Here is a 20,272-nt window from a genome sequence, read left to right on the forward strand (position 1 = left end):
CCACCCACCACCACCCCCACACCAGAAAGACAGAAACGGACGATGACGCACACCACCACCCGCTTTCCCGACGGCTTCCTGTGGGGCGCCTCCACCGCCGCCCACCAGATCGAGGGCAACAACGTCAACAGCGACTGGTGGCGCAAGGAGCACGATCCCGCGGCCGGCATCGCCGAACCCAGCCTGGACGCCTGCGACAGCTATCACCGCTGGGAGCAGGACATGGACCTGCTCGCCGAACTGGGCTTCACCGACTACCGGTTCAGCATCGAGTGGGCTCGCATCGAGCCGGTCCGCGGCACCTTCTCCCGCGCCGAGATCGCGCACTACCGCCGTATGGTCGAAGGCGCCCTCGCCCGGGGTCTGCGCCCGATGGTCACCCTCCACCACTTCACCGTCCCGCAGTGGTTCGAGGACCTCGGTGGCTGGACCGCCGACGGCGCGGTCGATCTCTTCTCCCGTTACGTCGAAGAGTGCGCGCCCGTCATCGCCGACGGCGTGCGGCATGTGTGCACCATCAACGAACCGAACATGATCGCCGTCATGGCAGGTGCCGCGAAGGCCGGCGACAAGGGGTTTCCAGCCGCGGGCCTGCCCACCCCCGACGAGGACACCACCCGCGCGGTGATCGCCGCGCACCACGCGGCCGTCAAGGTCATCCGCGCTCAGCACCCCACCGTCCAGGTCGGCTGGACCATCGCCAACCAGGTCTACCAGGCGCTGCCCGGCGCCGAGCAGGTCACCGCCGACTACCGTCACCCCCGCGAGGACGTCTTCATCGAGGCCGCCCGTGGCGACGACTGGATCGGCGTGCAGTCCTACACCCGCACCAAGATCGCCGAGACCGGTCCCGTGCCGGCTCCCGACGACGTCGAACGCACCCTCACACAGTGGGAGTACTACCCGGCCGCCGTCGGCCACGCCCTGCGGCACACCGCCGAGGTCATCGGCGACGGCACACCCCTGATCGTCACCGAGAACGGCATCGCCGCCGCGGACGACAGCCGTCGCGTCGACTACTACACGGGCGCCCTCGGCGAAGTCGCCGCCGCCGTCGAGGACGGTCTCAACGTCCAGGGCTATCTTGCGTGGAGCGCCCTGGACAACTACGAATGGGGCTCCTTCAAGCCGACCTTCGGACTGATCGCCGTGGACCCGATCACCTTCGAGCGCACCGCGAAGCCGTCGGCCGTCTGGCTCGGCGGTCTCGGCCGCGAGCGCGTCCTGCCGCGCACCACGGCCTGACACTCCCAAGACCGGGAGCCGGCCGGCCCCTGACACCGGCCGGCTCCCTTCCCACGTCACGCGTCACGATCCGGCGCTCCCACACCGCAACGGTACGGACACACCACATCCGGGCGGCGCCGACCGCAATCCGACACCACCACACCTCTTTGCACCACGACATGACCGCACGGCTACATGAGCGCATCACTGCTGCGTGACGGCACGATCGCACGACCCGCGCCACGGACACGCACCCTTCCACCTGCCTGCTCACTGCACAGGAGTCAGAGCCGCATGAACCGTCGTAGCTTTCTCATCGCCGCCGCATCCACCGCGGCGGCCACCCGCGCCACGTCTCTCGCCGCCACACCCAACGCAGCAGCAGCCAACACAGCAGCCAACGCCGCCCCGGCCGTTCGAACCGACACGGAACGCCGCCTGCTGCGTGACTGGTTCGTCGCGACCCACCGTTCCATGGAGGCCATGACGACCGAACTCGGCCTGGCCGCCGACAAGATCGACGTCAGCGGGAGCGGCACGCCGGTGCCCTCCGCGCAGACCTCACCGACCAACATCGGCTGCGGCCTGTGGTCCACCGTCGCAGCCGCCGGACTCGGCGTCATCTCCGCCACCACCATGCACCGCCGGCTCTCTCGCACGGTCGCCGCCGTGGAACGCCTGGAGCGCGCCCACGGTTTCTGGTTCAACTGGTACGACGCGCACGACGGTTCACTGCTGACGGCCTGGCCGGAGACCGGTGAACCGGTGCGTCCGTTCCTGTCCACCGTCGACAACGCCTGGCTTGTGGCCGGGCTGCGGATCGCCGCGGACGCCGACCCCGCGCTACGCCCCCGCGTCGCCGCGCTCCTCACCGACGCCGACTGGTCGTACTACTACACCCCCTACGACCCGGCCGACCCCGTCGCCGGCCCCGGTCAGTTGCGCGGCGGCTTCTGGCCGGACAAGCCCGGCAAGGGCGAACCCACCGCCCACCACTACAGCGCCCTCAACACCGAACCGCGCATGGCCAGTTACCTCGGCGTCGCCGACGGCTCACTGCCCACCGAGCACTACTGGCACCTGATGCGCACCCTGCTCCCGGGCATGGGCCAGGAACAGGAACCGCAGGGTGAGTATGTCGAGATCGACGGCGTACGCGTCTGGGAGGGCCACTACACCTACCGCGGCCGGAAACTCGTCCCCACCTGGGGCGGCTCCATGTTCGAGGCGCTGATGGTCCCACTGTTCGTCCCCGAATCCGAGTGGTCCCCGCGCTCCTGGGGCACCGCTCACCGGCGTTACGTCCGCAGCCAGATCGATCACGGCCTGATCGAGGAGGACTACGGCTACTGGGGTTTCTCCCCAGCCTCCATACCCGCCGGCGGCTACCGCGAGTACGGCGTCGACGGCATCGGCATGCAGGAGGACGGTTACAACTCCCTGAGCGTCGTCACGCCACACGCGTCCTTCCTCGCGCTGCCCCAGGCTCCGGCCGAGGCCGTCGCCAACCTCCGTGCCCTCGACCGCGCCTTCGGGGCGTACGACGACCGTTACGGCTTCCGTGACTCGGTCGACGTCGCCACCGGGCGCGTCAGCGACTCCGTACTGGCCCTCGACCAAGGCATGATCACCGCGGCGATCGCCCAGCACCTGCGCCCCCGCCTGCTGCAAACACCGTTCCGCAGGGGAGGTTTCCACTACCGGGTACGCCCGCTGCTGACCAGGGAGAGGTTCTCCATCTAGGGCTGCGACCAGGACGGTTCGACGGGGTGCTGGGCGCGGGCGGGACGGCTGTGCCCAGCACCCCGACGTTCAGCCGCCCTCGCGGTCGCCGGACGGTCGTACACCGTGGTGGGCGAGGCCGTGGGCGAGGAGAGCGAAGGCCTTCGCGCCGTACTCGCGGACGTCGGTGGCGAGCCGGTCGGGCGCCTCACCGGCCAGGACACTCCGGCGTACGTGGTCGATGAGCGCGCGGTGGACGCCCATCAGAGCGTTCGCGGCCACGTACGAGGTGATCTCGGCGTCCGGAGCGTCGGTCTCGGCGGTGAGCCGCGCGGCCAGCGCGGCCGTGGTGTCAGCGATCGCCTGCTGCTCGCGTGCCCGCAGCGCGGGGCTGGCGGCGACCATCCGGTTGATCGTCCGCAGCCGCGTGAGCGCGTCGTGGTCGCCGGCCGCGGCCCGGGCGAGTATCCCGGCCGGCCGGAGCAGGAAACGCCGTACGGCGTCCAGGACCGACTCGCTCGCCGCCCGGGAGTCGAGGGCCTCGACGAGCCGCTCCCCGAACCCTTCGAGCCGGGAGTAGAGCAAGTCCTCTTTGCGTGGAAAGTAGTTGAAGACCGTGGCCTCGGAGACCCGGGCCTCGCGGGCGATCTCGGCGACCGGCACGGCGTCGAAACCCCGGTCTGCGAACAGTCGCCAGGCGGTGTCCGCGATCAGCGTCCGCGTCTGCTCCTTCTTCAGCTCGCGAAGACCCATCCTCACCTCTTCTCCCTGGATCCCCATCTCTGTCTCTCTCCGGGAATGAGGGCGACAAGTGTTTAGGGTGACCCTATGCTTGGAGTCACCTTAGCAAGTTCCCTGGATCTTCCTCAAGGAGGTCACATGACAGCGTCGTCCGACATCCTCGAACTGGTGCAGCGCTGGGCCGCAGCGGAGCAGCACAACGACGCGAAGCGGCTCGGCGAACTCCTCACCGACGACTTCACCGGCGTCGGCCCCGTCGGGTTCGTCATCTCGCGCAAGCAGTGGCTCGACCGCTTCGACAAGGGTCTGGAGAACCGTGCGTTCACGGTGGAGGAACCGCAGGTGCGCAGCTACGGCGACGCGGCGGTCGTGGTGGGCGTCCAGGCGCAGGAGACGAGTGTGCGGGGGAGTGACAGCTCGGGCCGTTTTCGGGTCTCCCTCGTGGCCGTGCGGCCCGCGGACCGCTGGCTGCTCGCCAACGTCCACATCGGCCCCCTGCAGTACCCCGCCGCCACTCGGACGTCCACATGAGCGCCGGCGAGGCCGGTGCGGCGACGCCCCCGACCCCGTACCTGCGTCCCCCGTGGGGAGCGCGGGTCATCGGCAACCGGATGGCCAGGCTCTTCGCGCGGTCGGTGCTGAGCACCTTGAGCGTCCGTGGCCGTAAGACCGGCCGTTGGCGCGATGTGCCCGTGGCCGTGCTCGACCACGAAGGGGAGCGCTACCTCGTCGCGCCGCGTGGCAACACCGAATGGTCCCGGAATCTGCGTACCGCGGGGAGCGGACGACTGGAGCACAAGGGCCGGGTGGAGGAGTTCGACGCGGTCGAGGTGCCGGTGGCCGAGCGGGCGCCGCTGATCGGGGTCTACCTGGAGCGGTTCGGCCGGTTCCCGACCGTGGCCGAGACCTTCCGCCAACTCCCCGGCCCCGCCGACCATCCCACCTTCCGCATCGTCCGATCCCACCCGCCCCACTGACGCTGCGCACGGGCGGGAAGGCGTTGATCCCGCGCTGCTGCCGGGCGTGACGGGTCGGCCGTCTTCATCAGCGGCGAGGCCATGACCACGAAGCGCTCACCACCACCTCGACCACCACGGCGGCGACAGCCCGCATCCGGCCATCGTTGCCGAAGGGGGCCGGACTCCGCATGACAGATGTCATGCGGAGAGGTGACAACTCCACGCCGCCGCATGCGGGTTCGGCACTACTGGCGGGTCCCGCCCCGGCGCACTCTGAAGGCTCCGGAAACGCCCGCCCCGTACCGCCGGTACCGTCACCGAAAGAGGGCCCGCCATGTGTACGGACGCGTATACACGCACGCAGCCACGACACGGCAAGGCGCACTTCGCCCGCCACTACCTGGAAATGGTGGCCGCCATGGTCGTGGGGATGCTGATCCTCGGTGCGGTGACGCACGGCATCCTGGCGCTCGCCGGAACGGAGCTGTCCGCGAGCCGTCAGCCCGAACTGGCCTCTCTGGAGATGGCGTTCGACATGTCGGTGGGGATGGCCGTCTGGATGCGCCATCGCGGCCACGGCTGGGCGAGCACGTTCGAGATGTGCGGCGCCATGTTCGTCCCGGCACTCGTGCTGTTCCCGCTGCTCTGGCTGAACGTCATCGCCCCGGACTCGATGATCAGCCTCGAACACCTCGCCATGCTCCCGCTGATGTTCCTGGTCATGCTCCGTCGGCGAAGCGAGTACGGCGGCTGACCTCGCGCCCGTCCTCGTACGCCCTACGCCCTCATCCACCCCTTCACGAACCGGAGGTCTGCCATGACTGCCCCGACACCCGGCGCGACTCCGAACGAGCGACGCAGTCCGGCCCAGGTGCTCACGCGACGGTGGCCCACGGGTATGGCCGTCGTCGTCTTCGCCGCAGCCGCCGTGGCGGGCGGTTCGGACGACACGGACGAGGCCGTCAGCGGATACGCGGAGTTCCTGCCGCTGCTACCCCTGCTGTACCTGATGGTCCACCAGATCGGGAAGCCTCGGGCCATCTGGCCCGTGCTCGGGGCCGGGCTGGTGGCCGTGTTCGCCCTCCAGGTGCAGGACGCGGTCTCACAGCCCGTCGTACTTGTCGCCATGTCACTGGCTCTCCTGGTTTGGGGGGCGATCCGTGGGACGCCGTACGGGCCGGCCACCTTCGGCGTCCAGGCCGCGGGCGCGCTCGTCTTCAGTGCGCTCGCGCTGGCGGGCCTGGCGGTTGACGCGGACCTGGGCCGCTACCTGGTGGCGGCCGGCTGGTTCTTCCACGGCGTCTGGGACTTCGTCCATCTGAAGCTCGACAAGGTCGTCGCCCGGTCGTTCGCCGAGTGGTGCGGTGTAGTGGACGTACTGGTAGCCGTCGACCTGCTCTTCCTGGTTTAGAGCCTGTCCGGCGTCAGCGATCTGCCGGACATCACACCTGATCCCTGCCCGCCTGAGCGTCGAGGTCTCGGCGGGAGAGAGCGGGGGACCGGTCCGGCTGCTCGACCTCGCCCCCACAGGTGTCCGCCTGCCCGACAACTCGGCGGGAGCCGACGGAACGCCTGTGAGGTCAAATCCCTGGACGGTGGCGGCCTTTCGCCGCGTTCGGCTACTTGTCCGCCGAGCCGGCTTCCGACCGCTCCGCCCACACCCGCGCCGCCAACGCATCCGCGTCCGCCTGCGACGTGCCCGCCTTCACCAGGATGATCCCGCGCGACCCGTCCGGGAACGTCACCTTACGCATCGCTGTACCCAACGGGCCCCCCGGCGTCGATTCCTCCGGCATGGCGGCTCCTTTCGATGGCTAAACCCCCAGGCTAGCGGGGTCACCGCAGCAAGTGTGGAGCCTCGCCCCGGTTACGGCGGCTGCCTCGACCGCCACAGGTGGACTCGCCCCAGCCTTCCCGGGCGGCACAGCGGTGTCGTCACGGAGGTCAGCACGTTCGCGGGAGCGGGCCGGGAGCGGGGACGGACCCACGCGGACCTCGGAGTTTGATTGAACCCGGAGCGCTCCGCACACGTACGGTCGACTGAGGGTTGCGACCCGCACTCTGTGGTCCACGTCCCCTCATTCCGCTGATCACGCAGTGACATATTTTGAGGAGTACCGATGACCACTCCGCGCCTCGACGACTGGCTGACGACGCACCGGCCTCACGTCCTGGGCCTGTTCCGTATGGTCCTTGGCCTGCTGTTCGCCACCGAGGGCGCTGCCACGGTCTTCGGAGTGCTGGACCGGAAGGCCAGTGCGACGGGCGACTGGCCTTTCTGGTACGCCGGGGTGATCGAGCTGGTGTGTGGCACTCTCGTTCTCCTGGGGGTCGCCACCCGCAGTGCGGCCTTCCTCGGGTCGGGCATCATGGCGTTCGCGTACTTCACGGAGCACCAGCAGGACGGCCTTTTCCCCTTGCAGAACGGCGGACTTGCCCCGGTGCTCTTCTGCTGGGGGTTCCTGCTCATCGTGTTCTCCGGGCCGGGCGCCTTCTCCCTTGCGGGGCTGGTCGGCCGTGAGCGCAGCGCACGCCCCGCCACCGGCCCGATCACCGAACGGTCCCGTTGATCGAACCGAACGGTCCTGTTGACCGCCGGCTCCTTCACGACGCGGCGCGGAAACTCGCGACAGCACCACGGCGGCGCTGTCGTGTGTCAAGACGCCCCCAACGCCCCTCGCCCAAGCCCCAGTTCGGCTTCCGCGACGGTCCTGGCCAGGTGGACGAGGGGAGCCCCGCGTTGGTCGGCGCTCGTGTTGATGTAGGCACTGGTTCCGTCGATCGCCACCAGGATGCGCAGGGCCGCCGTCCACGCGTCGGCGCAGGAGAAGTCCCCTGATTCCGTACCGGCGATGATGGTCCTCTCGACGCGCCTGCACCAGAGCAGTTCCTGGGCCACGACGTGGTCGCGCAGCCCGGGGCGGTAGCGCGACAGGTGCCGCGCGTTGAGCCAGAGCTTGCTCACGTCGTCGAACTCGGTGCTGGACGTCAGCGTGAAGAACCGCCGGAGGATCGCTCGCGGAGTGTCATCGTCGGGTCCGTTCGGCTGGTCGGGCTGCTCGGGCTGCTCGGGCAACAGCGTGTCCAGGTCGGCCATGGCGGCGGCGGTGAAGGCTTCGGCCACCAGGGTGTCGGCCGCCGGGAAGTAGTGGCCGACGAGTCCGGGCTGGACGCCGAGTTCGTCGGCGACCCGGCGCAGGGTGACGCATTCAAGGCCCTCGGTGAGGGCGACCCGCGTGGCAGCGGCGACGATTTCGTGGCGGCGCTCGGCAGGGGCTTTACGGACCCGCTTGCTCGGGCCTCTTGACGTCATGCCGTGAATGTTATTGAGTGTGCGACCAATAAGCAATTGGTCAAGCGACCAATTATTGTCAGCCATGACTGTGCCGCACCACCACCATGCACCACCACCAAGCACCAAGCACCAAGATCATGTAGCACCTGGAGATCGCATGTACGCCGTCACCGACCCGGCCACCGCAGAGGTCGTCGAGACCTACCCGACCGCCACCGACACCCAGGTCACCGCCGCCGTCGGCGCTGCCCATACCGCGGCCGCGTGGGGGCGCTCCAGTTCCGTGACCGAACGGGCCGCCCTGCTGCGCCGGCTCGGTGACCTGCATGCCGAGCACCAGGACGAGCTGGCCGCGAGCATCGTCCGCGAGATGGGCAAGCCCCTCGCGGAGGCGGAGGGCGAGGTCGGCTTCTGCACCGAGATCTACCACTACTACGCCGACCACGCCGAGGAGTTCCTCGCCGACGAACCGCTCGACGTGACGTCAGGACCGGGCAGTGCCGTCATCAGGCGCAGCCCCGTGGGCGTCCTGCTCGGCATCATGCCGTGGAACTTCCCCGCCTATCAGGTCGCCCGCTTCGCCGCCCCGAACCTCGCGATCGGGAACACCGTCGTCCTGAAACACGCCCCGCAGTGCCCGGCCACCGCCGCTCTGCTGGAGAAGCTGTTCGCCGAGGCAGGTTTCCCGGCCGGGGCCTACGTCAACGTGTACGCCACCAACGAGCAGATCGCCGACGTGATCGCCGACCCGCGCGTCCAGGGTGTCTCGCTCACCGGCTCGGAGCGAGCGGGGTCCGCCGTCGCCGAGATCGCCGGCCGTCACCTGAAGAAGGTCGTCCTCGAACTCGGCGGCTCCGACCCGTTCGTCGTCCTGTCCACCGACGACCTCGACGCGGTCGTCGACTCCGCCGTCGCCGCCCGGCTCGACAACACCGGTCAGGCATGCAACGCCGCCAAGCGTTTCGTAGTTGTCGAGGCCCTGTACGAGCAGTTCGTCGAGAAGTTCAGCGCTCGGCTCCTCGCCGGGGAGACGGGCGCGCCCCTGTCGTCCGTGGCCGCCGCCGAGAACCTCGGCCGCCAGGTCGACGCGGCCGTCGCCGAGGGCGCGACCCTGCACAGCACCGGCCGACGGGACGGGGCCCACTTCCCGGCCGGGGTCCTCACCGGACTCACCACCGAGGACACCGCCGCCCGGCAGGAGCTGTTCGGCCCGGTCGCCATGGTCTTCGCAGCCGCCGACGAGGACGACGCCGTCCGCATCGCCAACGACACCCCGTACGGGCTCGGCTCCTACGTCTTCACCACCGACCCGGCTCAGGCGGAGCGGGTCGCAGACCGCATCGAGGCCGGCATGGTCTTCGTCAACGGCGTCGGAGCCGAGGGCGCCGAACTGCCCTTCGGCGGCATCAAGCGCTCGGGCTTCGGACGCGAACTGGGCCGGCCCGGCATCGAGGAGTTCGTCAACAAGAAGCTGATCCGCACCGTGGTGTAGTCCGCACCGTGCTGCAGAGGACCGTGCTGCAGCGGCGATGGCGGTGGCCAGCGGGCGCTGCCGCGAGACCGGCGATCGCCACGAGGAGAGCGCGGGGCGGGCCCGGTAGGTGACGCCCTGGCCCCTCACGGACACCCCGGCCGGACGGCCCGCTGCTGTGCCGCTTCTGCGTACCACTGTGAACTCCCTTGTCTGCCAGTGCATTACGGGGCGACACGAAGTCAGTTCTCGTGGTCGGTTCTGTGGGGCCCTGGGATCAGGGTGTTCAGGGAGTGCCCAGGTACTTGGTGGCTTCGACCTCGTTCAGGTGGATGAGGATGTCATGCGCCTCGCCGAGAGCGATCTTGTACGTCATGGGATCGGGCCATCCGGCGCCGATGTTCCAGGTGACGCGCGGCTTGTCCAGCCAGGAGCGCGCGGAGTTGGGTGCCGTGCGCATGTCGAGGATGTAGTCGTCCTGACGGGCCTTGTCCAGGGTGTGCTCGTTGGATCCCGGCTTCGCCGCACCCACTCGGTAGGTCCGCATCACGTTGTCCGCGGTACCGAACGCCTTGAAGGCGCCCTGGTAGAAACTGAAGCCGATGCTGACGTAGTCCTTGCCCAACGTGTCCTGCAGGAAGGCGCCCTGAGTCTTGGGGTACCGCTCGTCGAAGGAGTCGTAGGACACGTGTGTGTTGTGCGCCGACAGCAGCATCCGGTCGCCGGTGTGCTTGTTCCACCAGGCCACGTTCTCGGCCATCACCCGGTCGCGGAATCGCATCATCTCCGTGCTCTGGGCCTCGTCGGTGACGTCGAAGGACAGGCCCTCGGCCATCTGATGGATGGACCTGGCGTGCTGCACGGCCCACAGATGGTCCTGCTTGTCGGCACCGGAGGCCGGGCGTTGTTTCCGTAGCAGCTCGAACACCTTCTGGGTCCGTTCCGCCCGCTCCTTGCGCTCGGCCACCGGCAGCTTGAAGTACTCCTCGCTGTAGGTGCCGGCGTCGGTGGTCGGTGCCAGACCGCGGTACAACTCGGTGACGCGCTCCAGCAACTGCGGGTACTCGCGGGCCACATAGTCCGTCACCCGCTTGTACAGCTCCGGCCCGGCGTAACCCATGTCATTGCCCATGAACTGCACCGGGTCGTTCGGGTGCGCACGGTTGTAGTCGCGCATCCACTCCATGAGGTCTAGGTAGTCCTGGTTGTTCCAGATCCGGTACGAGCCCTGGAACTCCTCCCGCGCTATGTCCTTCAGGTCGCCCTTGCCGTTGAGCACGTACTCGTTGATCCGCAGACCACTGCTCCAGGGAAGCTCCAGGGAAAAGGTCCGAAAGCCCTTCTTCTCGACCAGGTACCGGAAGAGCCGGTGCTTCATACGGAAGAAGTCCTGCGATCCGTGGGTGGCCTCGCCCAGGCCCACCACCTCGGCGTCCTTGACCATACGGCCCAGTGCGTCCAGGTCCTTGAGACTTCCTTCGGGCTCGGTGCTGTTCAGTGTGTGGGCACTGCGCTCGATGGCATCGACCACGCTTTCCTTACTCTCCACGCGCTGCCCGGAGGCCGGAGCCGCAGCCGCGGATGCGGTGATCGAAGCCGATGGTGATGCCGAAGTCGAAGCCGATGCCGGTGACTCCTTCATTGCGTCCCCGATGGCCGGAGTGGCAACCGCCACGGCACCGAGGGAGAGGAGGACCGAGGGAATGATTACTGCCTTGCGTCGCGTCATGGCTATAGATTCCCGTGCGCACAGGGGGCTTCGACAACCCACACACTGCCCACTCGGGGTACCGCAGGCACTACCGCGGGAATACCGGACACCACCATGTACGACGGAACCGTGTCGGGCCACGTCGGCCGTCAGCCGTGTCGACCACGTCGGCCGTGTCGACCATGGAGAAGCCGGGCCCGGCGGAAGCCAGGCCCGGCTCAGGTCACGTAACGGGCTCAGGTCACGTAAGGGGTTCCAGTCTGATGTTGCGGAACCGGACCTTGTTCCCGTGGTCCTGCAGACGGATTGCTCCCGCCGCCGGCGTCTCGGCTCGGCCTGAGGCGGTGGGGCCGTCGAGGGCGAGGTCGTTGTGCACCTTCTGGCCGTTCCACACGACGCTCACCCTGGCGTCCTCGGTCTTGCGGCCGGTGTCGTCGAAGCGGGCGGCACGGAAGACGATGTCGTAGGTCTGCCAGGTCTCGGGCGCCTTGGCCGCGTTCACGTCGGGCGCCTTCTTCAGATAGATGGCTCCCGCTTCGTTGGTGTCCAACGAGGTGTCACCGTAGGAGTCGAGGATCTGCAGTTCGTAGCGATCCTGGATGAAGATGCCGCTGTTCCCGCGGTTCTGTCCGGTGACATCGTCAGGCAACAGCGGAACGCGGAACTCGGCATGCAGCTTGAAGTCCTGGTACGCGTCGACAGTGCGGATGTCGCCGCAGCACACCTCCATGGACGCCTCGTCGGCGAGTGGCCATTGCAGCCGTCGCCCGTCCGTGTGCTGCCACTGCGACTGCGAGGCAGCGCTCCCGTTGAAGAGGTCGACCGCCGCTCCGTGCCGACGGACGGTGATCAGGTCGAGGTTGACATGGCCGGTGTCACCGGCTTTGTAGCGATAGGAGACGGTGTTCTTCCCTGCGCGCAGTGCGACGGGTTCGGTCTGCGTGGACCATGAATCCCAGTCACCGGTGGAGGCCAGCTTCACCTGCCGCAGCTTCTTCCCGTTGGCGTACAGGGAGAGCGACTTGGTCCCCTCGAACGGGTTCGGGCCGTTGGCGTAGCGCAGGTTGACGTCGTAGGTACCTGACTTCTTGACCTTCACGTCGAAGGTGGTGGCAGCCTTGCCCTCCGTGCTGTACCGGTCGACGAAGCCGCTGCCGGAGTAGCCGACGTGATCGGTGCCGACGCCTGCCGCGCCCGTGAGACGTGCCTCCTCGGCCTCGTACTGCGTGGCGGCGGGCGGCTGCTTTCCGGGCATGGCATTGAGCGTGTACCAGGCCTCGGTGCTCCACAGCGCTTCACCGGACTCGGAGGTGAAGGGACGCGGGGAGCGAAGGTGAACGACCCGCCCCGGCTTCAGGTTGTCCAGGCGCAGCCGCACGGTGCGCCCGTCCTTCGACAGCTCGGCCGACCGCACGGGGAGCGCCTCTTCGGCGATCTTCGGACCGCCGTAGTCGGTGGTCGGCGTATAGCGCCACTGTTCGGCCTTGTAGTGCTTGGCCAGCTCCTCGGCCGTCTTCGCGGACACCGGCTGGGTGTAGGTCAGGTCGAAACCGCCCGGCACGGCGCGCATCTTCTGGATGTCGAAGGTGTTGCCGTCGTTGGGCGTGAGCTTCTGCAGGCCGAACTTGAGCTTGCCCTCCTGGCCCCAGTTGCCCTCGGCGCCCAGACCACCGGCGTAGATCGAGCCGTCGGGACCGTAGGTGAGGCGGTTGACGCCGGCCTCAAGGCCCTGCGTGTAGCGGAAGACGGCGCCCTGGTACTGACCCTTCACCTTTTCCAGGTACGCGCGCTGCAGGCCGCCGTAGGTCACATCGCCGATCAGCATCTGACCCGCGAAACGGCCCTTCTTCACATACAGCGGCGTGGAGGGTGAGTTCGCGATCTCGTTCTGGGGCAGCCACAGCACCGGCTCGGTCGGCGTGGCGGCGTCGAAGGGGCCGGACGGCTCGGTGTAGTGGTTGAAGAAGCGGTTCTGCTTGACGTGGACGAGCTTCGACGAAGGAAGCCACCCACCTTGGTTGTCGGTGGCGAAGAGCTCACCGTCGGGTCCCCAGCCGATCCCGTTCGGAGTGCGGAGCCCGCCCGCGATCGGGCTGATCTTGCCACTCTTCTTGCTGACCTTGTAAGTAGTCCCACGGCCGGGGGCGGGCTGTGGAACGGTCGTCGCACCGCCGAGGTTGATGGCGACGGAGAGGTTCACGTAGAAGTAGCCGTCGCGGTAGAGGAGGCCGAAGGCGAACTCGTGGAAGTTCCCTCCGTACGGCCAGGTCGCGACGGTGCGGTACTCGTCGGCCACGTCATCGTGGTTCCGGTCGACGAGCCGGGTCAGTTCGTGTTTCTGCGAGACGTACAGCGAACCGTCGACGTACTTGATGCCCATGGGCTCACGCAGTCCACTTGCCACCTTTTTGACGGTGACCTTGTCCCGGCTGGTCTGTCCGGTGACGTTGTCCAGCAGGTACACCTCACCGGCAACGTTGTCGGAACCGCCCCAGGTGCTGATCGCCAACCGCCCGTCGGGCAGCCAGTCCATGCCTGTGACCTGCGGTTCGAAACCCTCAGGGCGCAGATCGGTGAGCGTCAGGTCGGGTCGTACGTCCGTGAGCGGGAGCCCGTCGCCGGGGGTGTCGCCGCTCGCCTCGCACTCCTTGCGTCCTGGTGCCGTGACCCGGACGACACCGGCGTCCGTGCTCAGCGCCTCGCGGGGCACGACAGTGAAGTCGGCCTCGCCCGGCGGCTTCCAGGCCAGCTGCAGCTGCTGCCCGCCGTCACGCTCGAAGTGATCGATACGCAGTGGGTGCGACCCCGCGGTGAGCGGGACGGAGGCGTCCTTGGGCTCGGCGCCGTGGAGCCCGTCGTGGTCGATGACCGTGGTGTCGTCGATCGTCAGCCGGGATCCGTCGTCGCTGGTGATACGCAGCCCGTAGGTGCCGTCGCTCGGCACGACCAGATAGCCCGTCACCTCTGACACGAAGCGGTCGGAGAAGCCGCCGAAGTCGTCGGTAGTGGACCAGTCCACCGTGGACTTGAGTGCATCGTGGTTGGGAGTCTGCCCGGGTTTGAGGGTGCACAGCTTGCTCAGGGGCGTCTGCACGTCGAACACGCGCAGCGTGACACCGGGTTCCTGCGGCGGGACGTCCGCCGAGATGTCCGGGGCGGCTGCGGAACCTGGGGCTGCCCAGAGGCCGCCGGACAGGATGGCGCCGGTCAGTAGGGAGGTGAGAAGTCTTCGGGCACGCAGGAACTGATGCTGGGACAACGGTCCTCCATGAAGCGGGGACCGGACCGCGCCGGATTTCGTTCCGGTCGTCTCTGACGTGGCTGAGTTGCGCCGCCAACCTAAGGGGCTTTCACTTGGCATGTCCATACTTTGTACTGCGAGTGTTCAAAGTCCTTGCACGGATGCTGAACATGTAGCCGCCGTACTGGGACGATTACGGTCCCGTGCCGCCACCGGCGGCCTGGCGGGGCTGTGGCGCCCGGTCGGCGAGTTGTGCGGCATCGGTGCCAGTGCCAGTGCCAGTGCCAGTGCCGGTGCGGGTCGCCCGTCGGACGCGGCCTGCAGGCCTGCCCCGGTGTCAAGCTGCTCTCCGGCGACGTACCGCCACCGATGCCTCTGACATGGAGCCCGTCATGACCACACCGCGCGACCTGTTGGTCAGCACCATGGACGTCGAGTCCAGCCGTCCCGTCGAGCAGGGCGATCTGTCGCTGGCCCTCGCGGGAGCCGAGCTGATCGATCTTTGCGACGGTCAGGCCATCGTCCTGGACGGCGACCGCATCCTGCCCGGCGCACAACAGGACCTGGGTGATCGCCTGTTGGACGAGGCGGTGTCGTCGCTCATCCGCCAGGAGCCGTACGAGTCCGTCGAGGACTGGCTGTGGCGCCGGGGGCGTGGTCTGTCCTCGGCCTACCTCACTGCCCTGGAGGCGGCAGGGCAGGTCATTCGGCCACGCCACCAGTGGATTCCGTTCCGGAGCGATGCGGCGAGTCTGGCCGACTCACCGGCCCGCCGCCACGCGGCCGACCGCTGGACGTCGGGCGAGCCCGTCCTCGCTTTCCTCGCGGCCGCCGTGGGCATCCACGACGAGCCGGCCGAAGAGGTCGCGAGCCTCGTCGACGACGCGGTCGTGACCGTACTGGCCGCCGTCAACGACGCGGTGAGGGAACTGGAAGCCGTACGGCAACGGCGAAGCATCGAAGACGCGGCCTTCGACAACATCTGGCGCGGCCAGTAACGAGGTCAGGGGCGGACAGCGGGCCCGCCTGCCGCAGTAGCGGTGGGCGGGGCGTCAGTCGCCGGCTGTGACCACATCCCCTTGTTCGGCCACCGGGTGCCGGGCATTCACTGATTCGCTAGCCGAGCCGAGCCGAGCCGGGAAATGGGCTGGGACGTGGGCTGGGACCTGTCTCCGTGTAGGTCATTACAACGGCTGTGCGGAGGGCCCTGGGCGAGTGCGTGCCTCCTGAGCGCGGAGTGGGCCGTGGCCGTCGGCGCACGTGACCACGGTGTGGACGGGTTCGCCGCAATCCGCGTGGTAGACGTCGAGTGGTGATCCCTCCGGGTCGGCGGTGTACTGGTCTCCCCAGCTCTTGAGGGCGAGGATCACGGGCCACAGGTCCCAGCCCTTTTTCGTGAGCCGGTACTCGTGCCGGGTGCGTCGACCGGACTCCTGGTAGGGGACGGTGTCCAGAATCCCGGCTCCGACCAGCTTGCGGAGTCGATCCGAAAGCACCGCGTCCGAGAGTCCGATGTGCCGCCGGAAGTCGTCGAAGCGCCGAACTCCGTTCATGGCATCCCGAAGTACCAGTAGAGACCACTTCTCGCCGACCACGTCCAGCGTTCGCCGGACGGTGCAGTTCTCGGTGCCGACATCGACCCACTCCATGTGACGACCTTAGGCCCGCTTCGCCATTGACAGCCAGAGGTAGAGCTGGCTAGCTTCGATGAACATAGTCAGCTGGTCGAGGAGGAGCCCCATGGACAGGTCGCGAACGTTCACCTGGGCGGATCCGGCCGTGTCGGCGGCGGCCGTAGGAAGGGGCACCGGCCTGGACTTCCTACGCGACATCGTTGCCGGGCGCCTTCCCGCCCCGCCCATCTCGGCCACCCTGGGCTTCGACCTGGAGGAGGTCGAGTACGGACGGGCCGTCTTCGCCATGGCGCCGGGCGAGGAGCACTACAACCCGATCGGAAGCGTCCACGGCGGTGTCTACGCCACGCTCCTCGACTCGGCGGCGGGCTGCGCTGTCCAGTCGGTGCTGCCTCAGGGCACGGGCTACACCTCGCTCGACCTCACTCTGAAGTTCCTGCGTCCGATCACGGTGGACACCGGCAAGGTTCGCGCTGTCGGCACCGTGCTGAACAGCGGCCGCCGCACTGCCCTCGCGCAGGCCGAACTCCTCGACTCCACCGACCGACTGCTTGCCCACGCCACCAGCAGCTGCCTGCTCTTCCCTATGCTCTCAGCAGCCTGATTGTTCCTAACGCCCGACCTCGGCACCGTCCCGCGCTGCCTTGAGGCTGGCCTTTCTCCTTTGCCGTCCGCGGCGAGCACCGGCACCTCTCGCTCGCGGGCGGTGAGAGTGGCCCGGTGCGGCCGGAGCCGGGGACGAGGTGGGGCGGCGGCAGCCCGGTGCGCGAGAGCCTCAACCGAGAGCAACGACCACCGGGAAGCGCACCGTGCTGCAAGGTGTGCGGCAGCAGAATCGCTGCGAACGCAACAACGTGTGAGCACTGCAGAACGGTGCTCGAACTGCTGGATTCGTCCGGGCTGGTCGAGGGCGAAGGTGCGGCAGTGCGGCGCGACTTCGAACACCGCGACGGATAGCCGGAAGAACGTACGCACCCGATCCGACCGCGCCTGACAGGTATCGAGCGGCTCGACGCGGTAGTTTGAGTTGTTCTGGGCGGCATATTCCCGGTGAAGCGGGAGGCATTAGGGGTACCCGGGGCGACATGGCACCGAATAAAGATCACTCAATCTCCCTGCGGGCCGTGCGGCAGCTGCACCGGATGCGCACCTTCTACGCGGCAGCCGTCCTCCTGTGGGCAGCATCAGCTGCCTGGGTGGGATGGGAGCATCCCGGGAGCCGGCAGATGTGGGTATCTGCGCTCTTCCTGCTGGTCTTCGCCGGTCTGCTGGCCATGACGTCCCTGTGGCTGCGACGCCTTCAGGATGTGGGCGCGGACAAGCCCGCACATCACGCCGCTCCGCGGAGGACGCCGAGTCGCCGTCAGGTGAACGCCTGAACTCTGCGTGAGGAAGCGGGCCTGGTGCCGGCTGAGCTCACGGTGGCGGAAACGGACTGGTAGAAGTGACTGGTAGGAGTGGGTGGTCCCGAACTCTGCCTGTCCGCTCACATGTTGAGACTGTGTCCGGTCGTCGCGTCCACGTGAGCGGGGATCTCGTCGTGGCGGTCGCCCACGGTCGGCGTCCCGGCCGGTTCGAACATGAGGATCGCGGCTCCGGACGGCGCGTACGGCTTGCCTTGGCCTGCCGACTGATCGAGCGAGGCGGATCACGTTTCGAGGTGGTCGCACGGCGGAGAGCGGTCTGGGTACCGCTGCCAACCTGCGCACGCTGATGCGTCGCGAGACGGGCATCACTCCGTCGGCGTACAAGCCGTCGGCGTACAAGCCGTCGGCGTACAAGCCGTCGGTTCGGCACGGCCCCTCAGCCGTCCCGGCGGGCGTTGAGGCGGGCGGCCTGGCGTGTCAGGTGTTCGCGCTCGGCGAGGGTCGGGGCCTTCCGGGCGGCCTCGGAGTACAGCCGTGCCGCCCTCGCCAGGTCGCCGTCGCGCTCGTGGAGGTACGCCGCCACCGCGGCGTGGCGGGGGAGTGCGCTGTCCAGTGCCGCGAGTGCCGCGAGGCCGGCGCGCGGTCCGTCGGCCTCGCCCACGGCCACCGCGCGGTTGAGCCGGACGACGGGGTTGTCGGTCAGGCGCGTGAGTTCGTCGTACCACTCGACGATCTGCACCCAGTCGGTCTCCTCGGCGGCGGGCGCGTCGGCGTGCAGTGCCGCGACGGCGGCCTGGGCCTGGAACTCGCCCAGGCGGTCGCGGGCGAGGGCCGCCTGCAGGATCCCCACACCCTCGGCGATCGAGGCGGTGTCCCACCGGCCTCGGTCCTGCTCGGCGAGTGGCACCAGCCTGCCGTCGGGCGTGGTCCGGGCGGCGCGCCGGGCGTGATGCAGCAGCATCAGGGCGAGTAGCCCCGCCACCTCGGGATGGTCGACCTGGGCCGCGAGCTGCCGGGTGAGCCGGATGGCCTCGGCGGCGAGGTCGACGTCCCCGGAGTAGCCCTCGTTGAAGACCAGGTAGAGGACACGCAGCACGGTGGCGACGTCGCCGGGCTGGTCGAACCGCACGTCGGAGACGGTGCGCTTGGCCCGGCTGATCCGCTGCGCCATGGTCGCCTCGGGCACCAGATAGGCCTGGGCGATCTGGCGGGTGGTCAGCCCGCCGACCGCGCGCAGCGTGAGCGCGACCGCCGAGGACGGCGTCAGTGACGGGTGGGTGCACAGGAAATAGAGCTGGAGCGTGTCATCCGCCGCGGGCGCGGGTCCGGGCGCCGGCTCCTCGTCGATCCGGTCCTCACGCCTACGGCGGGCGGTGTCCGCCCGGGCCGCGTCGAGGAACCGGCGCCAGGCCACCGTGACCAGCCAGCCCTTCGTATCCCTGGGCGGATCGGACGGCCAGGCGCGGACCGCCTCGACCAGCGCTTCCTGCACGGCGTCCTCGGCCGCCGCGAAGTCGGCTCCGCGGCGGACGAGGATGGCGAGCACGCTGGGCGTGAGGCTACGGAGCAGTGCCTCATTCATCGATGAGGGCACTCCATGGCGCTGGGCTCCGCGCCCAGGAACGGGCGCACCTCAAGCCACTCGTGGATCGGCTTGCCGCCTGCCCCGGGCTCGGCCGACAGCTCCGCGGCCAGCTCGATGGCGCGCTCGTAGCTGTCGACGTCGATCACCATCCAGCCGGCGATGAGGTCCTTGGTCTCGGCGAACGGCCCGTCGGTGACCGGCGGGCGCCCCTCACCGTCGTACCGCACGAACGTGCCCTCGGGGGAGAGCGCCTGACTGTCGACGAACTCTCCGGTCTTCTCGAGCCGGTCCGCGAAGTCGCGCATGTACTGCCCGTGGGCCGAGATCTCTTCCTGTGTCCACTGGTCCATCGGCACGTCGTTGACCGAAGCCGGGGCGCCGCGGTAGTGCTTGAGCAGCAGGTACTTAGCCATGGGGTTTCTCCTCGGTGCTAATGCGAGCCATTATCGTCGCGTTCGATGCGGGGACGGAGCCAGGCACCGGTTCTCGACATCGCTGGCGGATCTTTTTTGGATCGCGGAAGTTCCGGCACAGCGCGTCGAAGCGGGAGGCCGCGGCAGGGTCGGCTGGCGAGGGCCGGCAGGGAAGGGCCCGAACGGAAGCGCCGGAAGGGAAGCGCCGGAGGGGAAGGGGAAAGGGCGGAGGGGGAGGGGCGGAAGGAGCAGACACGTCAGGTCGGAATACCTGGACTTCAGGCCGGACCGCGCGTCAAACTCTCGCCCATGATCTCTTTGGACGACCCCCGCTGGCCCGCCCTCGACCATCGAGGCTGGTCCAAGGGGCAGGGCGCGCCGGATGCCCCCTTCATCCCGGACGAGTTGCGACACCTGGTGGCCGATCCCACGAACGCCGGCCGCTTCAACGACCTTTGGCCGTACCTGTGCTCCGAGGGCACTGCCTGGCCGGCCGCCTACGCCGCCGTGCCGCACCTCGTCGCCATCGCGCGCGCCCTCCCTCCGGCCGGGTCCGAGCGCGACGACTACCTCTACGTCGTCGGCCTCGTGGCCATGTGCTCCGGCGAACTCGGAGAGGTGCCGGCCGACCTGCCCGACGACATCGCGGACACCTACCGTCAGGCCCTCCCCGAGACCTTGACCCTCCTGACGGAAACGCTGGCCACGGGGGAACACGACCAGATCACGACCCGCTACCTGCTCGCCGCCACGGCGGCCCTCAAGGGCCACCCCGAATACGCCGAGATACTCAACGACCTCGACGTCTTCGCGGAGTGCCAGTCCTGCGGTGAACCCATGCTCGAACTCCCCGAATAGGCCGAGCCTGACGATTGCGGGACTCGAACAGGCGGACCCATACTGTGC

The 20,272-nt window shown here is 68.5% G+C and carries 20 protein-coding genes and 2 pseudogenes; 13 read left to right on the top strand and 9 right to left on the bottom strand.

Annotated elements, in window-relative coordinates; genetic code table 11:
• The first annotated feature begins 42 nt into the window (after window positions 1-42).
• Both AB0D14_RS23010 and AB0D14_RS23015 read left to right on the top strand, forming a co-directional pair.
• Window positions 43-1,245 (top strand): family 1 glycosylhydrolase, encoded by a 1,203-nt coding sequence (locus tag AB0D14_RS23010; RefSeq protein ID WP_362781809.1) that lies wholly within the window; start codon window positions 43-45, stop codon window positions 1,243-1,245.
• 276 nt (window positions 1,246-1,521) lie between these two features.
• A complete protein-coding gene (locus AB0D14_RS23015; RefSeq protein WP_362781811.1) occupies window positions 1,522-2,970 on the top strand; it encodes a glucoamylase family protein in 1,449 nt (482 codons plus the stop codon).
• 69 nt (window positions 2,971-3,039) lie between these two features.
• Here AB0D14_RS23015 and AB0D14_RS23020 read toward each other — a convergent pair whose 3' ends face one another.
• Window positions 3,040-3,702, bottom strand: coding sequence for a TetR family transcriptional regulator (locus AB0D14_RS23020; RefSeq protein ID WP_362781814.1), 663 nt, complete (start codon window positions 3,700-3,702; stop codon window positions 3,040-3,042).
• Window positions 3,703-3,828: 126 nt separating this feature from the next.
• Here AB0D14_RS23020 and AB0D14_RS23025 point away from each other — a divergent pair, with 126 nt between their 5' ends.
• From AB0D14_RS23025 to AB0D14_RS23040, 4 genes are all read left to right on the top strand, one after another.
• Window positions 3,829-4,221, top strand: coding sequence for a nuclear transport factor 2 family protein (locus AB0D14_RS23025; RefSeq protein ID WP_362781817.1), 393 nt, complete (start codon window positions 3,829-3,831; stop codon window positions 4,219-4,221).
• Window positions 4,218-4,667, top strand: coding sequence for a nitroreductase/quinone reductase family protein (locus AB0D14_RS23030; protein ID WP_362781820.1), 450 nt, complete (start codon window positions 4,218-4,220; stop codon window positions 4,665-4,667). Before AB0D14_RS23025 ends, AB0D14_RS23030 begins: the two co-directional genes overlap by 4 nt.
• Before the next feature lie 316 nt (window positions 4,668-4,983).
• A complete protein-coding gene (locus AB0D14_RS23035) occupies window positions 4,984-5,403 on the top strand; it encodes a hypothetical protein (RefSeq protein ID WP_362781823.1) in 420 nt (139 codons plus the stop codon).
• Window positions 5,404-5,466: 63 nt separating this feature from the next.
• Entirely contained in the window at window positions 5,467-6,060 is a 594-nt protein-coding gene (locus AB0D14_RS23040) for a hypothetical protein (protein ID WP_362781826.1), read from the top strand.
• 208 nt (window positions 6,061-6,268) lie between these two features.
• Here the strand turns inward: AB0D14_RS23040 and AB0D14_RS23045 are convergent, their stop codons facing one another.
• Window positions 6,269-6,403, bottom strand: a complete 135-nt coding sequence (locus AB0D14_RS23045) for a hypothetical protein (protein WP_362781828.1) — start codon at window positions 6,401-6,403, stop codon at window positions 6,269-6,271.
• Between the two features lie 366 nt (window positions 6,404-6,769).
• Here AB0D14_RS23045 and AB0D14_RS23050 point away from each other — a divergent pair, with 366 nt between their 5' ends.
• Window positions 6,770-7,219: a DoxX family protein gene (locus AB0D14_RS23050; protein WP_362781830.1), complete on the top strand. Its 450-nt coding sequence runs from the start codon at window positions 6,770-6,772 to the stop codon at window positions 7,217-7,219.
• 86 nt (window positions 7,220-7,305) lie between these two features.
• On the opposite strand, the gene AB0D14_RS23055 is transcribed toward AB0D14_RS23050, so the two are convergent.
• Complete coding sequence (locus AB0D14_RS23055) at window positions 7,306-7,962, bottom strand: TetR family transcriptional regulator (RefSeq protein ID WP_362781833.1); 657 nt, start codon at window positions 7,960-7,962, stop codon at window positions 7,306-7,308.
• Between the two features lie 139 nt (window positions 7,963-8,101).
• Here AB0D14_RS23055 and AB0D14_RS23060 point away from each other — a divergent pair, with 139 nt between their 5' ends.
• The gene (locus AB0D14_RS23060; RefSeq protein ID WP_362781836.1) at window positions 8,102-9,436 is read left to right on the top strand and encodes an NAD-dependent succinate-semialdehyde dehydrogenase; all 1,335 of its coding nucleotides are present in this window, start codon (window positions 8,102-8,104) and stop codon (window positions 9,434-9,436) included.
• Window positions 9,437-9,701: 265 nt separating this feature from the next.
• Here the strand turns inward: AB0D14_RS23060 and AB0D14_RS23065 are convergent, their stop codons facing one another.
• Both AB0D14_RS23065 and AB0D14_RS23070 read right to left on the bottom strand, forming a co-directional pair.
• Entirely contained in the window at window positions 9,702-10,946 is a 1,245-nt protein-coding gene (locus AB0D14_RS23065; RefSeq protein ID WP_362781838.1) for an erythromycin esterase family protein, read from the bottom strand.
• Window positions 10,947-11,367: 421 nt separating this feature from the next.
• The gene (locus AB0D14_RS23070; protein WP_362781841.1) at window positions 11,368-14,385 is read right to left on the bottom strand and encodes a family 16 glycoside hydrolase; all 3,018 of its coding nucleotides are present in this window, start codon (window positions 14,383-14,385) and stop codon (window positions 11,368-11,370) included.
• Window positions 14,386-14,759: 374 nt separating this feature from the next.
• On the opposite strand from AB0D14_RS23070, the gene AB0D14_RS23075 reads away from it, so the two are divergent.
• Window positions 14,760-15,365, top strand: coding sequence for a GPP34 family phosphoprotein (locus AB0D14_RS23075; protein ID WP_362781844.1), 606 nt, complete (start codon window positions 14,760-14,762; stop codon window positions 15,363-15,365).
• A gap of 186 nt (window positions 15,366-15,551) precedes the next feature.
• On the opposite strand, the gene AB0D14_RS23080 is transcribed toward AB0D14_RS23075, so the two are convergent.
• Entirely contained in the window at window positions 15,552-16,016 is a 465-nt protein-coding gene (locus AB0D14_RS23080) for a helix-turn-helix domain-containing protein (protein WP_362781847.1), read from the bottom strand.
• Window positions 16,017-16,107: 91 nt separating this feature from the next.
• Here AB0D14_RS23080 and AB0D14_RS23085 point away from each other — a divergent pair, with 91 nt between their 5' ends.
• Both AB0D14_RS23085 and AB0D14_RS23090 read left to right on the top strand, forming a co-directional pair.
• Complete coding sequence (locus AB0D14_RS23085) at window positions 16,108-16,605, top strand: PaaI family thioesterase (RefSeq protein WP_362781850.1); 498 nt, start codon at window positions 16,108-16,110, stop codon at window positions 16,603-16,605.
• A 481-nt stretch (window positions 16,606-17,086) separates the two neighbouring features.
• A complete protein-coding gene (locus AB0D14_RS23090; protein WP_362781852.1) occupies window positions 17,087-17,380 on the top strand; it encodes a hypothetical protein in 294 nt (97 codons plus the stop codon).
• Between the two features lie 107 nt (window positions 17,381-17,487).
• Here the strand turns inward: AB0D14_RS23090 and AB0D14_RS23095 are convergent.
• Window positions 17,488-17,622 (bottom strand): annotated as a pseudogene (locus AB0D14_RS23095) (cupin); the annotation flags it as partial.
• Here AB0D14_RS23095 and AB0D14_RS23100 point away from each other — a divergent pair.
• A pseudogene (locus AB0D14_RS23100) lies at window positions 17,611-17,753 on the top strand (AraC family transcriptional regulator); the annotation flags it as partial. The pseudogenes AB0D14_RS23095 and AB0D14_RS23100 overlap by 12 nt on opposite strands.
• Window positions 17,754-17,804: 51 nt before the next feature.
• Here AB0D14_RS23100 and AB0D14_RS23105 read toward each other — a convergent pair.
• Together AB0D14_RS23105 and AB0D14_RS23110 are read right to left on the bottom strand one after the other, a co-directional pair.
• Window positions 17,805-18,950, bottom strand: coding sequence for a DUF6596 domain-containing protein (locus AB0D14_RS23105; RefSeq protein WP_362781854.1), 1,146 nt, complete (start codon window positions 18,948-18,950; stop codon window positions 17,805-17,807).
• The gene (locus tag AB0D14_RS23110; RefSeq protein WP_362781857.1) at window positions 18,947-19,366 is read right to left on the bottom strand and encodes a YciI family protein; all 420 of its coding nucleotides are present in this window, start codon (window positions 19,364-19,366) and stop codon (window positions 18,947-18,949) included. The genes AB0D14_RS23105 and AB0D14_RS23110 overlap by 4 nt, the downstream gene beginning before the upstream one ends.
• Before the next feature lie 309 nt (window positions 19,367-19,675).
• On the opposite strand from AB0D14_RS23110, the gene AB0D14_RS23115 reads away from it, so the two are divergent.
• The gene (locus AB0D14_RS23115; protein WP_362781860.1) at window positions 19,676-20,224 is read left to right on the top strand and encodes a hypothetical protein; all 549 of its coding nucleotides are present in this window, start codon (window positions 19,676-19,678) and stop codon (window positions 20,222-20,224) included.
• The last annotated feature ends 48 nt before the right edge of the window (window positions 20,225-20,272 follow it).

Source organism: Streptomyces sp. NPDC048484 (assembly GCF_040651415.1).
Classification (GTDB): Bacteria; Actinomycetota; Actinomycetes; order Streptomycetales; family Streptomycetaceae; genus Streptomyces.